At 76.4% G+C, this 14,598-nt stretch carries 13 protein-coding genes; 5 read left to right on the top strand and 8 right to left on the bottom strand.

The annotated features are described in order from the left end of the window. Positions 1-26 precede the first annotated feature (26 nt). Positions 27-992, top strand: coding sequence for a DUF808 domain-containing protein (locus tag Q0858_RS03445; RefSeq protein ID WP_299051139.1), 966 nt, complete (start codon positions 27-29; stop codon positions 990-992). Between the two features lie 200 nt (positions 993-1,192). Here the strand turns inward: Q0858_RS03445 and Q0858_RS03440 are convergent, their stop codons facing one another. From Q0858_RS03440 to Q0858_RS03410, 7 genes are all read right to left on the bottom strand, one after another. Next, complete coding sequence (locus Q0858_RS03440) at positions 1,193-2,230, bottom strand: hypothetical protein (protein WP_299051137.1); 1,038 nt, start codon at positions 2,228-2,230, stop codon at positions 1,193-1,195. A gap of 9 nt (positions 2,231-2,239) precedes the next feature. Continuing rightward, the gene (locus Q0858_RS03435; RefSeq protein WP_299051135.1) at positions 2,240-2,404 is read right to left on the bottom strand and encodes a Trm112 family protein; all 165 of its coding nucleotides are present in this window, start codon (positions 2,402-2,404) and stop codon (positions 2,240-2,242) included. Next, the gene (locus tag Q0858_RS03430; RefSeq protein ID WP_299051134.1) at positions 2,401-3,798 is read right to left on the bottom strand and encodes a phosphomannomutase/phosphoglucomutase; all 1,398 of its coding nucleotides are present in this window, start codon (positions 3,796-3,798) and stop codon (positions 2,401-2,403) included. Before Q0858_RS03430 ends, Q0858_RS03435 begins: the two co-directional genes overlap by 4 nt. A 10-nt stretch (positions 3,799-3,808) precedes the next feature. Beyond that, complete coding sequence (locus tag Q0858_RS03425) at positions 3,809-4,183, bottom strand: DUF3499 domain-containing protein (protein ID WP_299051132.1); 375 nt, start codon at positions 4,181-4,183, stop codon at positions 3,809-3,811. Between the two features lie 99 nt (positions 4,184-4,282). Beyond that, entirely contained in the window at positions 4,283-5,812 is a 1,530-nt protein-coding gene (locus Q0858_RS03420) for a DUF5719 family protein (protein WP_299051130.1), read from the bottom strand. Beyond that, positions 5,809-8,886: a glycosyltransferase family 2 protein gene (locus tag Q0858_RS03415; RefSeq protein ID WP_299051128.1), complete on the bottom strand. Its 3,078-nt coding sequence runs from the start codon at positions 8,884-8,886 to the stop codon at positions 5,809-5,811. The genes Q0858_RS03420 and Q0858_RS03415 overlap by 4 nt, the downstream gene beginning before the upstream one ends. Before the next feature lie 95 nt (positions 8,887-8,981). Further along, on the bottom strand, positions 8,982-9,245 hold the full coding sequence (locus Q0858_RS03410) for a WhiB family transcriptional regulator (protein WP_299051126.1): 264 nt from the start codon (positions 9,243-9,245) through the stop codon (positions 8,982-8,984). Positions 9,246-9,530: 285 nt separating this feature from the next. Here Q0858_RS03410 and cofD point away from each other — a divergent pair, with 285 nt between their 5' ends. The 3 genes from cofD to Q0858_RS03395 are packed head-to-tail and all read left to right on the top strand — an operon-like array spanning position 9,531 to position 12,321. Then, on the top strand, positions 9,531-10,520 hold the full coding sequence (gene cofD / locus Q0858_RS03405; protein ID WP_299051744.1) for a 2-phospho-L-lactate transferase: 990 nt from the start codon (positions 9,531-9,533) through the stop codon (positions 10,518-10,520). Beyond that, complete coding sequence (gene cofE, locus Q0858_RS03400; RefSeq protein WP_299051124.1) at positions 10,517-11,521, top strand: coenzyme F420-0:L-glutamate ligase; 1,005 nt, start codon at positions 10,517-10,519, stop codon at positions 11,519-11,521. The genes cofD and cofE overlap by 4 nt, the downstream gene beginning before the upstream one ends. A 41-nt stretch (positions 11,522-11,562) precedes the next feature. Next, positions 11,563-12,321, top strand: coding sequence for a DUF3105 domain-containing protein (locus Q0858_RS03395; RefSeq protein ID WP_299051123.1), 759 nt, complete (start codon positions 11,563-11,565; stop codon positions 12,319-12,321). A gap of 450 nt (positions 12,322-12,771) precedes the next feature. Here the strand turns inward: Q0858_RS03395 and Q0858_RS03390 are convergent, their stop codons facing one another. Next, the gene (locus Q0858_RS03390) at positions 12,772-13,836 is read right to left on the bottom strand and encodes a mannose-1-phosphate guanylyltransferase (RefSeq protein ID WP_299051121.1); all 1,065 of its coding nucleotides are present in this window, start codon (positions 13,834-13,836) and stop codon (positions 12,772-12,774) included. Positions 13,837-13,861: 25 nt separating this feature from the next. Here Q0858_RS03390 and Q0858_RS03385 point away from each other — a divergent pair, with 25 nt between their 5' ends. Next, positions 13,862-14,596, top strand: coding sequence for a TIGR03089 family protein (locus tag Q0858_RS03385; RefSeq protein ID WP_299051119.1), 735 nt, complete (start codon positions 13,862-13,864; stop codon positions 14,594-14,596). The last annotated feature ends 2 nt before the right edge of the window (positions 14,597-14,598 follow it).

Genomic DNA, 14,598 nt, shown 5'->3' with positions numbered 1-14,598 from the left:
CGGCGGTGTCTCGGTAGCCTGCCGCCATGGCCAGCGGACTGTTCGCCCTGCTCGACGACGTCGCCGCTCTCTCCCGGATGGCGGCCGCGTCGATCGACGACGTGGGCGCCGCCGCGGGGCGCGCCAGCGTGAAGGCGGCGGGGGTCGTGGTGGACGACGCCGCGGTCACCCCGCAGTACGTCCAGGGCGTCGCCGCCGACCGCGAGCTGCCGATGATCCGCAAGATCGCGGTCGGCTCGCTGCGCAACAAGCTGCTGATCATCCTGCCCGCCGCGCTGCTGCTGTCGCAGTTCCTGCCCTGGCTGCTCACCCCGATCCTCATGCTCGGCGGCGCCTTCCTCTGCTACGAGGGCGCCGAGAAGGTGTGGCACAAGCTGCGCCCGGCCGAGGAGCACCACGGCCCCGCCACGGCGGACGTCTCCTCGACGCCGCAGACGCCGGAGGAGGCCGAGCGGACGATGGTGTCCGGCGCCATCCGGACCGACCTCATCCTCTCGGCGGAGATCATGGTGATCTCGCTGAACGAGGTCGCCACCGAGGGCTTCTGGTCCCGCGCCGCGATCCTCGTCGTGGTCGCGATCGGCATCACCGTGCTGGTGTACGGCGTCGTCGCGGTGATCGTGAAGGTCGACGACGTCGGCCTCTCCCTCACCCGCCGTCCCTCCCCCGCCGCGCAGCGCTTCGGCCGGTCGCTGGTGCGGGGCATGCCGAAGGTCATGGCGGTCGTCTCCGTCGTCGGCACCGCGGCGATGCTCTGGGTCGGCGGCCACATCCTCCTCGTCGGCATGGAGGAGCTCGGCCTCGCGGCGCCGTACGACGCCGTCCACCACGTCGAGGTCCTCGTCCACGACGCCCTGGGGGCCGCCGGTGCCGTCGCGGGCTGGTTCGTCAACACCCTCGCGTCCGCGGTGCTGGGCCTGCTCGTCGGCGGCCTGATCGTCGCGGCCGTCTCCGCCCTCCCCGAGAAGGTCCGCGCCCGGATCGGTCACTGACGCCAAGTCGGCCCGAACGCGCCCCTCAGGACCGCCGAGTCGGCCCGAGCGCACGTAGCCGGAGCTGACTCAAGCCCCTCCCGACGCGCGTTCGGGCCGACTCGAGCCTCTCCCGACGCACGTTCGGGCCGACTCGGCGCCCTGTGGACGCACGTTTGGGCCGACTCGGCGCCCTGGGGACGTGCGTTCGGGCCGACTCGTCAGTCGGTGGTGCCCAGGCGGAGGTAGACGGCGACGTACGTCGCGCGCAGGACCGTGGTGGCGTGGGCGACCGGGGCGTCCAGGGGCTCGTCGCCGAGCTCGACGACGCGGACGCCGCGGCCCTCGGCGACCTCCTGCAGGTCCGGCCCCGGCCCTCCCGCCGGCGCGGCGCCCTCGCCGGGCGAGCCGAGCAGGAGCAGGGAGGGGCGGACGGCGTCCGGGGCGTCGTCGTACGGGTCGTCGAAGACGGTGCGGGTCGCGGTCGCCTCGAGGACGGGGAGCACGGTCGCCGCGTCGCCGGCCACGACCGGCAGCCCGGTGATCCGGCGCAGGGCGGCCCCCGCCCGGACCGCGGCGTCCAGGCCCAGCGGGGTGGCCGCCCGGGGGCTGACGAGCGGCACGCTCTCGGCCAGGCCGACCGCCGCGACCTTCGCGGGGTTCGTCCCGGCGTCGGAGAAGGGCGAGCAGTCGACGGCGACCTCGTCGAGGGCGTCGGCGACCAGGTCGAGGTCGAGGGGCCGGCCCAGGCCGGTGCGGGCCAGGTGGGCGAGCGCGACGAGCGCGACCGCCGTCGGCTCGGGGGACGCCGTGGTCAGCACCGTCGACCACCGTCCCCGCGCGTGGTCGGAGACGGCGGAGCCGTCGGCGGCGACGGCGAGCACCTGGCAGCCGCGGCGCACGGCGCCCGCCACCTGCGGCACCACGACCGCATCGGGCGCGCCCTCAGGAGCGAGGACGACGACGAGGTCGGCGCCGCCCAGCCAGCCCGGCAGGTCGGCGTCCTCCCACGTGACCACGGGGACACCGGCGACCGGGGCCAGCACCAGGCGGACGAGCTCGGCCTCCGGCCCGAGGACGACGACGGCCCGGGGCGGGTCGAGCTCGCCGGACAACGCCACCGCGACCTCGGCGTCCTCGGCAGCCTCGAGGGCGGCGCGACGCAGCCGCGCGCCCGACTCGGCGAGGCCGCGCAGCTGGGCGTCGGCGACGGCGAGCGCGCGCTCGTCGTCCAGGCGGGACTCGTCGAACCAGGGCACCGGGGGCTCCTACCCGGGCCGCTCGGCCTCGTCGAGCAGGAGCACGGGGATGCCGTCGCGCACCGGGTAGACCAGGCCGCAACCGGTGCAGGTCAGGGTGGCGTCGCCCTCGCGGAGACTGCTGCGACAGCCCGGGCAGGCCAGGATCTCCAGGAGCTTCGGGTCGACGCTCACGCGAGACCACCCCGGATCCTCGTGAGCACCTCGTCGCGCACGGTCTCCATCGTCGTGAGGTCCTCTCCCTCGGCGTTCAGCCGCAGCAGCGGCTCGGTGTTGGAGGCGCGCACGTTGAACCACCAGCGCTCGCTCCCGACGGTCAGCCCGTCCAGGTGGTCGACGGTGACGCCCTCGCGGCCGCCGTACTCCGCCTCGAGGGCGGCGAGCACGGCCGCCTGGTCGTCGACGGTCGAGTTGATCTCGCCGCTGGCGACGTAGCGCTCGTAGTCCGCGAGCAGCACCGACAGCGGGACGTCGGACCCGGCGAGCGCGGCCAGCACGTGCAGGGCCGCGAGCATGCCGGAGTCGGCGCGCCAGAAGTCACGGAAGTAGAAGTGGCCCGAGTGCTCGCCCCCGAAGACGGCGTCGGTCTCGGCCATGGTCGCCTTGATGTAGGAGTGCCCGACCCGGGTGCGGACCGGGGTGCCGCCGTTCTCGAGGACGATCTGGGGCACGGCCCGGCTGGTGATCAGGTTGTGGATCACCGACGACCCGGGGACACGGCGGAGCTCCCGGGCGGCGATGAGCGCGGTGACGGTCGACGGGGAGACAGCCCGCCCCGCCTCGTCGACGACGAAGCAGCGGTCGGCGTCGCCGTCGAAGGCCAGCCCGACGTCCGCGCCCTCCTCGACCACGCGGCGCTGGAGGTCGACCAGGTTGGCGGGCTCGATGGGGTTCGCCTCGTGGTTCGGGAAGGTCCCGTCGAGCTCGAAGTACATCTCGACCAGGTCGACCGCGTCGCCACGACCGGCGCCCAGGCGGCCGAACACGGCGGGGGCGGTCAGCCCGGCCATCCCGTTGCCAGCGTCGACCACGACCTTCAGCGGGCGTCCCTCGACGGGGGCCAGGGACAGCAGGTGGGCGGCGTAGGCGTCGAGGACGTCGTGCTCGGCGATCGCGCCCTCGCGGGTGGCCGCGGTGCCGGGGGGCGCCCCCGCCGCGACGTGGTCGCGGATCTCCGCGAGCCCGGTCTCGAGGCCGACGGGCTGGGCGTGGGCGCGGCACAGCTTGATGCCGTTGTACTGCGCCGGGTTGTGGCTGGCGGTGAACATCGCGCCGGGGACGCCGAGGTGGCCGGAGGCGAAGTACAGCTGGTCTGTCGAGGCGAGCCCGATCATCGTCACGTCGGCGCCGGCCGCGCTGGCGCCGTCGGCGAAGGCCCCCGCGAGGCCGGGCGAGCTGGGTCGCATGTCGTGGCCGACGACGACCTCGGTGGCGCCGACGACCTCGACGAACGCCGAGCCGACGGCCCGGGCGAGGTCCTCGTCGATCTGCTGGGGCACCAGCCCCCGGACGTCGTACGCCTTGAACACAGCTGAGAGGTCCCGCGTCTGCGGGGAGGCGTCGACCATGTCGGCGAGCCTAGTCGCTGCTCAGCACCCTCAGGTGGCCGCGCCGGGTGCCGCGGCCGTCGTCGTCGGGGCCACGGCGCGGGTCGGTGCCCGCGGTCACGGCGGTGCCCACCGGCGTGGGCGTCGCGCGGACGGCGTCCGCCAGCGCGAGCAGGTCGTCGGTCGAGGGCCCGGTGGGCGCGGTGGAGGGCGCCAGCCGCATGATCTCCCAGCCGCGCGGGGCCGAGAGGCGCTCGCTGTGGGCGGCGCAGAGGTCGTAGGCGTGGGGCTCGGCGTACGTCGCGAGCGGGCCGACCACGGCGGTCTGGTCCGCGTAGACGTAGGTCAGCGTGGTGACCGCGGCGCGGCCGCACGCGGCGCGCGAGCAGCGTCGGGCGGTGTTCACGGCAGGGACGCTACCCGTCGGAGGCGTCCGCCGAGGCGGGACGCGCCAGGAGGATCCGGGGTGTCTGGCGCCACGTGCCCCCGAGGTGGGCGGGGCCGCTCAGGGCAGGCCGGGCCGTACCTGCGCGACGAGCGCCTCGGTCACCGCGGGGCGCAGCGGGAGGACGACGTTGCCCTCCCCGCGCAGCACCACGACGGCGGACGACACCTCCCCGTCGGTGCTCACCGCGACCGAGGCGGCGTCCTCGGGCAGCGTGACCTCGCCCAGGCCGCCGGGGACGACCTCGACGTCCTCGCTGATGACCTCCTCGCCGTCGGCGTCGCGGCCGACGACGGTCGCGGTCGTAGGACTGTCCGCGTCGGGCTCCGCGGTGACGAGCACCCGCGACTCCCCCACGGGCAGCACCGCCGCGCCGGAGGACGCCGGGGCGACGGGGACGGCGTACGTGAGGTCCTCGCGGACCAGGCCCCGCAGCGACGCGGTCACGGGGGCCTCGGAGCGCAGCAGGACGCCGCCGGCGCCCTGGTCGGCCTGGGTCTGCAGCTGGGTGGACAGCGCGACGGTCTCGACGCCACCGGCGGGGACCTGGAGGGTCCGGACGTCGGTGGGCCGGACCGCACCGGTCGGGGTGAGGACGTCGACCTCGACCTGGGTGGCGGCGTCCCCGGGGTTGGCCACGACGAGCGTGCGCTGACCCTCCCCGCCGACGAGGCCCGGCAGCAGGGAGGTCGTCGCGGGCTCGGCCTGGCGCGGCAGCCACTCGGCGACGTCCGTGCCGCCGATCGGGGTCGCGGTGTCGAGGACGGAGGCGGCGACCCGGCCGCGGACGACCTGCACGCGGGCCGCGAGCTCGTCGCCCGTCGGGGTCAGGGCCCCGAGGTCGAGCGACACCCGCTCCCCGGCGGGCACGGTGACGCCGGCGACGTCGGGGACGTCGAGCGGGCCGTCCGGGCCCAGCAGCGTGACGTCGGCCACCGCGTCGCCGGCGGCGGGGTTGACGAGCTCGATCACCGAGGACCGCTCCGGTCCGGCGCCGAGCCCGGTGAACCACTGGTCCGCGGCCGTGGGCTCGCAGGAGGTGCCGTTCACGGCGTCGTCCCCGAACCGCCCCGCGAGGAGCCCGGCCGCGGTGTCGCCCTCGGCGCGGACGGCCGCGGCGTCGTCGGAGGCCACGACGGGGCCGACCGTCCCGAGTGCGGGGACCTCGAGGGTCTCCGAGACCGGGTCCTCCCCGATGCCCTCCAGCAGGACGGCACGGTCGGCCGCGGAGGCGTCGGGGGCGTCGGGGGCGTCGCGGCCGACCACGACGGGCGCGGCCGCACCGGTCGGGGGCGGCGGGCAGACGAGGGTCTGCTCGGCCAGGGTCGTCGCGGTCGGCGCCGCGGCGGGCGCGGGCTCGGGGGCGTCGGGGGTCACGAGCAGCCCGGCGCCGAGCGTCACCAGGGGCAGGACGACGGCGAGCAGGACCGCGGGGCCGCGCCGGGCGCTCCCCCGGACGCTGCCCCGGACGCTCCCCCGGGGGCGGTCGGGCCGCGGGGTCCCCTCCGGTCGCGGGGTCGGCTCGGCACCGCCGGAGCGGCGCCTGCGGGGGGCGGCACGCTTGCCGCGGTGACCGCCGGCGGCGTTCATCGGGTCCCCTTCCGGCTCGGACCGCACAGGACAGCGACGACGACGAGCAGGAGCAGCTGGACCACGAGCAGCAGCACGTGGACCCAGGCCGGGGTGGCGTCGGCCGGCGCGTCGAGGGCGGCGTCCGTCCCGTCGGCCTCGACCTGGACCTCCCAGGCCCGGGTCGAGCGGTCCTCGGCGCCGGCCTGCACGAGGCCGTCGACCGCGTCGAGCCCGGCGGCGACGCGCCCGTCCGCCGGCGGCGGGAGGACGACGTACGACACCCCGACGGTCGGCAGCGCCGCGACGGCCTCGTCGGTGGGGCTGGCGAGCAGGGTGGCCACGGCGGCCTCCGCCGCTGGGTCGGGGTCGGCGAGGGCCTCCACCTCGGCCTCGCCGAGCGTCGTCCCGTCACCGCGTCGGACGACGTACGTGAGGCCCTCGTCGAGGTCCCCGGTGACGACGAGGACGCCGTTGCCGGGAGCCTCGAGCGCGCTCTGGGTCATGTACGCCGGCACGGGGTCGTCCGCGGCGAGCTCGCCGGGCTGTCCCGTCGATCCGAGCACGAAGCCCGCGGCGCCGAGGACGGCGACCACGGCCAGGGCCGCGCCGAGGAGCAGGCGGAACGGGCCGCGGCCCCGGGCCCCTCCCGCCCCGGCGGCACCCGCCACGGCGGCGGTGACGGCGGCGCCGGCCAGCAGCGGGACGGCCGGGGACACCGCGGCGGGCACGAGCGCCGCACCGAGGTCGACCCGCACGAGCGCGAGGGCGGCGGCCACTCCGACGACGACGAGCGCCACGGCCCAGCAGGTCACGACGGCGCCGCGGGTCCGGCGTACCCCGAGGGCGAGCAGCGCCAGGACGACGGGGACGACGCCGAGCCAGGTCAGGACGGGCCCGAGGACGCCGTCCGGGTCGGGTCCGCCGACGCGTCCGGTGAGCAGGTCGAGCGGCCCGGGGGCGGCGACCGGCGGGCGGCCGGCCTCGAGGAGCAGGCCCTCGGGGGCGCCGGCGAGCAGGAGCCCGACCAGCCAGGGCGACAGCAGCAGCGGGGCCACCGCGAGCGCGACGAGCAGCGGACCCCACGCGGAGCGCGACCGCATCCCCCGCGGGCTCAGCACGAAGCCGACGACGAGGACGACGAGCAGGATCGCGGCGGCGACGAGCCAGGTCGTGGGCACGAACGCGGCGGCCGCCGTGAGCAGCAGCCCGGTGCGCCAGCCCGCCCGGCGGCGCCGGTCCGGCTCGGGGTCCAGGAACCCGAGGGCGGCATGGCCGATCCACGGCAGCAGCGCGGCGACCACGACGACACCGAGGCGTCCCTGCCCCCAGGCCCCCGAGGTCACGGGCACGAGCGCGTAGGCGCCGGAACCCGCGGCCAGCAGCCACGCCGGCGCACCGCCCGGGTCGGCGAGCCGGGCGGCGACCCGCAGGAAGCGCCACGCGCCCCACAGGGCCAGCGGGACGGCGAGGACCAGCACCGCGGACACCGCGGCCGTGGCGCTGCCCAGCAGCAGGCTCGCCAGCAGGGCCATCACCACGACGTACGGCGGGGCGGGGACGTCGCTGCCCGACAGGCCCAGTGGGTGCCAGGTGGCGAGGTGCAGCGTCCACCAGTCGCCCGCCCCGGCGGGGGCGGGTGCCAGCGCGCCGCCGGACACCGGGCCCCAGGCGGCGCGGGCGCCGACGAGGGCCACGAGCACCAGCGCGGTGACGGCCAGCGCCACCGGGCTGGCGAGGAAGCGGGACACCAGGCCGCGGTCGGCCGGGAGGGCGAGGTCGTCGTCGTCCCCGACCGCGCCGAGCACGGCGGCGGGCGCCTGGTGGCGGTTGCGGCGTCCCGTGCCCGTGCGCGCCGCGTGCTCGACGGCGCGCTCGTCACGGCGCCGCTCGGCGACGTCGGAGGCCTGCTGGGTGGCGGCGGCGAGCACGTCGCCGACCACGTCGAGCCCGTGGCGGTAGGGCAGCCAGGCCGGCGCGAGCAGCTCGCGGGACCGGTCGGCCCGGGCCTCGCCCGCCGACCCGGCCGCCGCCTGGCGCCTCGCCGCGCGGTCCCGCCGTCCGGCCCGGACCTCGCCGGGGCGGCGGTAGACCGCGACCAGCGCGGCCAGCTCGTCGAGCGCCTCGCCCGGGGAGCGCAACAGCAGGAAGCCGACCATCCGCAGCAGCGTCCCGAGCGCGAGCCGGAGGACCCGGAAGGGCAGCGAGCGGGCGGAGGCGTTGACCAGCAGCGTGTAGAGCGACGCGCGCCGCTCGGCGTAGTGGGTGTGGCGCCCCGTGAGCGGCGTACGGCGGACCCCGCGGTGGGCGGCCTCGGCGTGGAAGACCACGGCCGCGGGCACGACGACCGTACGGCGGCCGGCCGCGGCCGCCCGCCACCCGAGGTCGACGTCGTTGCCGAACACCGGGAGCCGCTCGTCGAGCCCGCCGAGCGCCTCCCAGGCGCCGGCGCGGACCAGCAGGCCGGCGGTGTTGACGGCGAGGACGTCGTGGAGGTCGTCGTGCTGGCCCTGGTCGTACTCGCCGCGCTCCAGGCCGGTCTCGCGGCGTCCCGTGCCGGAGATCGTCACCCCGAGCTCGAGGAGGCGGCGCAGCGACGGCCACTCACGGAGCTTCGGGCCGAGCAGGTCGACGCCGGGGTCGGCGCCCGCGGCGAGCATCAGCTGCTCGAGGGCCGCCGGGTCGGGGGTCGAGTCGTCGTGCAGGAGCCAGAGCCAGTCGTCGTCGCGCAGGCCCGCGGCGCGCAGGGCGTCGTACCCGGCGGCGACGGCACCGGGGAACGCGACGTCCGAGCGCAGCCGCAGGACGTCGTCGACGGCCGGGCTGTCGTCGAGCAGCGCGAGGCTGTCGTCGCGGCTGCCGGTGTCGACGGCGACGACGCGCCACGGCGAGACCCGCTGCGAGGCGAGGCCGTCGAGCACGGTGGGCAGCCAGCGGGCGCCGTCGTGGCTGACGAGGACGACGGCGACACGGCCGGGCGCGAGCACGGGACCGGGGGCGTCGGGGGACACCTCTCCCAGCAGAGCGCTGGGGGGCCCGCTCGACGTCCCCGCCGCGGGGGCGACGGAGGAGGCGGGCTCGAGTGTGTCGGCCACGGCCGACCACCTTAACGACGAGGGCTGAGCGCGTTCGATCCCGGCGGCAGCGCCGGGAGTCGGTGCCGCGCGGTCAACGGAGGATCAGCGCAGGGTCAGACGACCGCGAGCTTCTTCAGGCGGCGACGCTCGCGCTCGGACAGGCCGCCCCAGATGCCGAAGCGCTCGTCGTGGGCGAGGGCGTACTCGAGGCACTCGTCGCGGACGTCGCAGGTCAGGCAGACCTTCTTGGCCTCCCGCGTCGATCCGCCCTTCTCCGGGAAGAACGCCTCGGGATCGGTCTGCGCGCAGAGCGCCCGCTCCTGCCAGCCGAACTCCTCGCCGTCTCCATCACCTTCTACCAGGAACAGTTCTCTCATCGCGCTACGCCCTTTCGACCCGGTCGTGCTCTCGGAACCCCCGCGCCTCCGGCCACCTGGAGCGCCAGGGTGCAACGAACCTGGCGGTGAAGAACACTGAGGGAATTACATGCCTGTCGTACAGAGGAAGTCAAGCCGTTCTGTGTTATTGGCGCGGCCCTTCCCGCCCCACGACGCGGACCGCGCGAGGCCACGTCGCCGCACGTGAGGCAGGCTGTGGGCGTGTCGCACGCCCCCTCCCCCGACCTCACGGCCCCTGACGGGGCCACCCCGGCTGCACGCTCGATCGTCGCGCTCTCCGGAGGCGTCGGCGGTGCTCGCTTCCTCCGCGGAACCCTCTCAGCCCTCCGCGCGGGCGCGTTGCCCGGGGTCGCGGCCGACGCGAGCGTCACCGTCGTGGCCAACACCGCCGACGACTGGTGGATCCACGGCCTGAAGGTCTGCCCCGACCTCGACACCGTCATGTACACCCTTGGCGGCGGGATCGACGTCGAGCGCGGCTGGGGACGCGACGGCGAGACGTGGGCGACCAGCGAGGAGCTGGCGGCGTACGGCGCGGGGCCGGAGTGGTTCGGCCTCGGCGACCGCGACATCGCCACCCACCTCGTCCGCACCCAGATGGTCGAGGCGGGCTACCCGCTCTCGGCGGTCACGGCGGCGCTGTGCCGGCGCTGGGAGCCGGACGTCGAGCTGCTGCCGATGACCGACGACCGGGTCGAGACCCACATCGCGATCGCCGACCCCGAGGAGGCGAGCGGGCGCCGCACGGTGCACTTCCAGGAGTACTGGGTGCGGATGCGCGCGCAGGTGCCGGCCGAGGCCGTCGTCGTCGTCGGGCTCGACCGCGCCACGCCCGCCCCCGGCGTCCTCGAGGCCCTGGCGGGCGCGGACCTCGTCATGCTGCCGCCCAGCAACCCGGTCGTCTCGGTGGGCACGATCCTCGGCGTGCCGGGGCTCCGCGAGGCGCTGCGGGAGGGCCCGGCGCCCGTCGTGGGGGTCTCCCCCATCATCGGCGCCAGCCACGTGCACGGCATGGCCCGCCAGCTGCTCGACTCGCTCGGCGTCGAGGTCTCCGCCGGGGCCGTGGCCCGGCACTACGGCGCGCGCGCCGCCGGGGGCGTCCTCGACGGCTGGCTGGTCGCTGACACCGACGCCGACCAGGTCGCCGGCGTCGAGGCCGCGGGCATCGCCTGCGCCGCCGTCCCCCTGCTGATGAGCGACGACGCGGCCACCGGACGGATGGCCGCGGCGGCGACGGAGCTGGTCCTGCGGTGAGCGACCGGCTCGTCGTCCTCGCCCCCGACGGCGTCGGCGAGGTCGCGGCCGGCGACGACCTCGCGGACCTGCTGGTCGACGCGCTGGCCTTCGCCGGCGAGTCCCTCGCCGACGGCGACGTCGTGGTGGTGACCAGCAAGGTCGTCAGCAAGGCCGAGGGCCGGCTGCGGCCCGGTGACCGGCACGACGGGCTCGCGGAGGAGCTCGCCGGCGAGCGGGTCCGTGTCGTGGCCCGCCGCGGGCCCACCACCATCGTCCGCACCCGCCTGGGCCTGACCATGGCCGCGGCCGGGGTGGACGCCTCGAACGTCCCGGCCGGCCACGTGATCCTGCTCCCCGTCGACCCCGACGCCTCGGCCCGGGTGCTGCGCGCCGGGCTCGGACGTCGTACCGGGGCGAACGTCGGCGTCGTCGTCACCGACACCGTCGGCCGGGCCTGGCGCGAGGGGCAGACCGACCTCGCGATCGGGGCGGCCGGCGTCCTCGTCCTCGACGACCACGCGGGGCGGACCGACGCCTACGGCAACCCGCTCGCCGTCACGGCGCCCGCGGTCGCCGACGAGGTCGCCGGCGCCGCCGAGCTGGCCGGCGGGAAGCTCACCGCGCGTCCGTTCGCCCTGGTCCGCGGCCTGGGGCGCCTCGTGCTCCCCGTCGGCGACGACGGGCCCGGCGCCCGGACGCTCGTGCGGCCGCCCGGGGGCGACCTCTTCGGGTACGGCGCCCGGGAGGCCGTCGTCCAGGCCCTGGCGGGCGAGCGCGCCGGCGCCGGCGACGCGTCGCCGTACGGCGGGGCGGCGAGCGGCGAGGAGGTGGCCGCCGCGGTGACCACGGTCGGGTGCGGGACGCCGTCGCTCGCCGCGGACGACACCGTCGAGGTCGCCGGGACGGACCCCGCAGGCGCCGACCGGGTCCGCCTGCGCGTGCTCGCCCTGGCCCACGGGTGGGACGTCGAGGTCGAGGGTCGCCTCGTCCGCCTCCGGTCGCGACCGAGCACTCCGTAGACTCCCCGCGGACGTCGTCCGACGAACAGGAAGCGCAGGCCGTGGCAGAGAAGATGCAGAAGTCCGACCGTCGTGCGGTGGCGGACAAGATGCGCAAGCAGCAGAAGCGTGGCGAGAAGCGGAGGAACTTCGCCATCGTCGGCGTCTGCGTGCTGATCGCGCTCCTCATCGTCGGCGCCGCGGCGTTCCAGCCGGTGAGCCAGTGGTGGAACCTGCGCCAGTACGAGGACGCCTCCGTCGCCGACATCGGCGCCCCGGCCGACGTCTGCACCGACTACGAGACGAAGCCCGCGGACGGCAACCAGCAGCACGTCCCGCAGGGCACGCCGCTCACCTACCCCGACTCCCCGCCCGCCTTCGGGCGCCACTGGGAGAACTGGGACGGGTTCGACCGCAAGTTCTACAGCGCCTCCGACCGCCCGGAGCTGGGGATGCTCGTGCACAACCTCGAGCACGGCTACACGATCCTCTGGTACGACGACACCGTCGCGGACGACGCCGAGCAGATGGAGGAGATCCGCGCCCTGTCCGAGAAGTTCGAGGGCAGCGAGGACCTCCGCAACAAGTTCAAGGCCGTGCCGTGGACGTCCGAGGACGGCGACCCGTTCCCCGACGGCCAGCACATCGCGATGACCCGCTGGTCCGCCGGCAACAACCCGACCGCGGTCGAGGACGGGATCATCGAGGAGGGCGCGCAGACGGGCATCTGGCAGTACTGCTCCGAGCCCAGTGGCGCCGCGCTCGACTCCTTCATGACCGAGTTCCCCTACACGGACTCCCCCGAGCCGAACGCGGTGTGACAGCTCCGCACGAGAAACGAGTGCGGAGCGTGGTCACACCGGGTCGAGCGAGCGACGCGACCGAGGGACGAGGTCGCGGCTGAGGGACGAAGCCGCGGCGGTCGCGGGCGCCGTACGTTGGTCGCAGCGGTCCCGAGCCGACGCACCACCCCCGACGCCGCTCACCACGCTAGGCAGGCGAGCCGACGCATAGCGCGGCGAGTTCACCTCGCTATGCCGGCACTCACCCACCTAGCGTGGTGAGCATTCGGCCCCTCGCGCGACCCGAGGAACGCGGTCGCGGGCTTCGGTGAACGGTCTCGGCACGCTCGACCCACCGGTGGTCGGGCGTGTCGAGACCGACGGTCCGGACGGACCTGGGTGCGCAGACGTGCCGACTCGACCCCCTGAACCTGCGCAGACGTGCCGACTCGACCCCCTGGGCGTGCGCAGACGTGCCGACTCGGCGCCCTAGAGCAGGTCGGGCCGGGTCGCGCCGAGCTCGGCGACGAGGCGCTTGACGTCCTGGGCGCGCTCGACGGTGGTGACCAGCAGCGCGTCACCGGTGTCGACGACCACCACGCCCGGGACGCCGACGACGGCGACGGGGCGTCCGCCGGCGGGGACGACGACGCCGTCGGAGTCGATGGCGTGGACGAGGGCGGCGTCGCCGAGCACGCGGGGGCCGGGGCCGGTGGCGGGCAGCAGGCCGGCGAGGGCGGCGAAGTCGCCGACGTCCTCCCAGTCGAAGTCCGCCTCGACGACGGCGACCCGGCCGGCGTCGGCGGCGGGCTCGGCGACGGCGTGGTCGATGGCGATCTTCGGCAGCGTCGGCCAGGCGGCCCCGACGAGCGAGGGGTCCGCGGCCATCGCCCGGAGCTCGGCGGCGAACCCCGGGTCGGAGTCGGCCAGCAGGTCGAGCAGGACGCCGGGGCGGGCGACGAACATGCCGGCGTTCCAGCGGTGCTCGCCGCCGGCGAGGTAGACCGCGGCCCGGTCGGCGTCGGGCTTCTCGACGAACTGCGCGACGGCGTGGGCGCCCGGGTGGCCCGCGAGCTCCTCACCGAGGTGGATCCACCCGAACCCGGTCGCGGCGTACGTCGGCCGCACCCCGAGGGTCACCAGCCAGCCGTCGGCCGCGACGGCGGCGGCACGGCGTACGCACTCGGCGAAGGCCGCGTCGTCAGCCACGACGTGGTCGGCGGCGAAGGAGCCCAGGACGGCGTCGGGGTCCTGGCGCTCGATCAGGGCCGCGGCGAGCCCGATGGCCGCCATCGAGTCGCGCGGGGACGGCTCGGCAACGACCCGGGCGGCGACGGCGTCGGGCAGCTGGGCGCGGACGGCGTCCGCGTGCGCCGCACCGGTCACGACGACGACACGGTCGCCGGCGAGCGGCTCGAGCCGGGCGCGGGTCTGCTGCAGCAGCGAGGACCCCGACCCGGTCAGGTCGTGCAGGAACTTCGGGTCGTCGCGGCGCGACAGCGGCCAGAGCCGTGTCCCCGCCCCGCCCGCCGGCACCACGGCCCAGAACCCCATGGCACCGAGTCTAGGGTCGGGGGTCGTGAGCATCCCCGCACTGCTGGCCTCGCTGGCCTCGACCGACCCCGGCCGTCCGCTGGTCACCTTCTACGACGAGACCACCGGCGAGCGCGTCGAGCTGTCGGTGACGACCTGGGCCAACTGGGTCGCCAAGGCGGCCTCCCTGCTCGTCGACGAGTGCGACCTCGAGCGGGGGGACGCCCTCGTCCTCGACCTGCCCCCGCACTGGCTGACCACCGTCTTCGCGGCCGCGGCCTGGACGGCGGGCCTGCAGGTGGTCCCCTCCGACGCCGCCCGCGGGGCGACGCCGCCAGCCGCCGTCGTCTGCGGGCCCGCCACGGTCGCGGCGTGGGCGCCGTACGCCGACCGCGCCACCGTCCTCGCCTGCGCCCTGCTGCCGCTCGGGATGCGGTTCGCCGAGCCGCTGCCCGCCGGCGTGCTGGACGTCGGGGTCGAGATCTGGTCGCAGCCGGACGCGTTCCTCGCCCTCGACCCGCCGTCCGCGGACGACCAGGCCACCCCGGACGCCACCCAGGGCGAGCTGGTCGCGGCAGCGGCCACCGACCCTCGGGTCGCCGACGGGGACCGGCTGCTGCTGCTCGGCGACCCCGGCTCTGCCGACGGGCTCGGCCTGCTGCTCGCCACCTGGTCCCGCGGGGCGTCGCTGGTGGTGGTCGTCGGTGCCGACGAGGCGCGGCTGACCGCGCTCGCCGGCACCGAGCGGGTCACCCGCCGGGCCACCCTGCCGGGGGCCTGAGG

This window comes from uncultured Nocardioides sp. (assembly GCF_947489365.1).
In the GTDB taxonomy this organism is placed as follows: domain Bacteria; phylum Actinomycetota; class Actinomycetes; order Propionibacteriales; family Nocardioidaceae; genus Nocardioides.
Note: the sequence above shows the minus strand (reverse complement) of the source record. Positions and strands in the feature narration are given on the sequence as shown.

Excerpts from the sequence above, each read along its gene's own strand:
- Q0858_RS03430 (WP_299051134.1), bottom strand. The coding sequence starts at position 3,798 with ATGGTCGACGCCTCCCCGCAGACGCGGGACCTCTCAGCTGTGTTCAAG.
- Q0858_RS03410 (WP_299051126.1), bottom strand. The coding sequence starts at position 9,245 with ATGAGAGAACTGTTCCTGGTAGAAGGTGATGGAGACGGCGAGGAGTTC.
- Q0858_RS03390 (WP_299051121.1), bottom strand. The coding sequence starts at position 13,836 with ATGGGGTTCTGGGCCGTGGTGCCGGCGGGCGGGGCGGGGACACGGCTC.
- Q0858_RS03420 (WP_299051130.1), bottom strand. The coding sequence starts at position 5,812 with ATGAACGCCGCCGGCGGTCACCGCGGCAAGCGTGCCGCCCCCCGCAGG.
- Q0858_RS03445 (WP_299051139.1), top strand. The coding sequence starts at position 27 with ATGGCCAGCGGACTGTTCGCCCTGCTCGACGACGTCGCCGCTCTCTCC.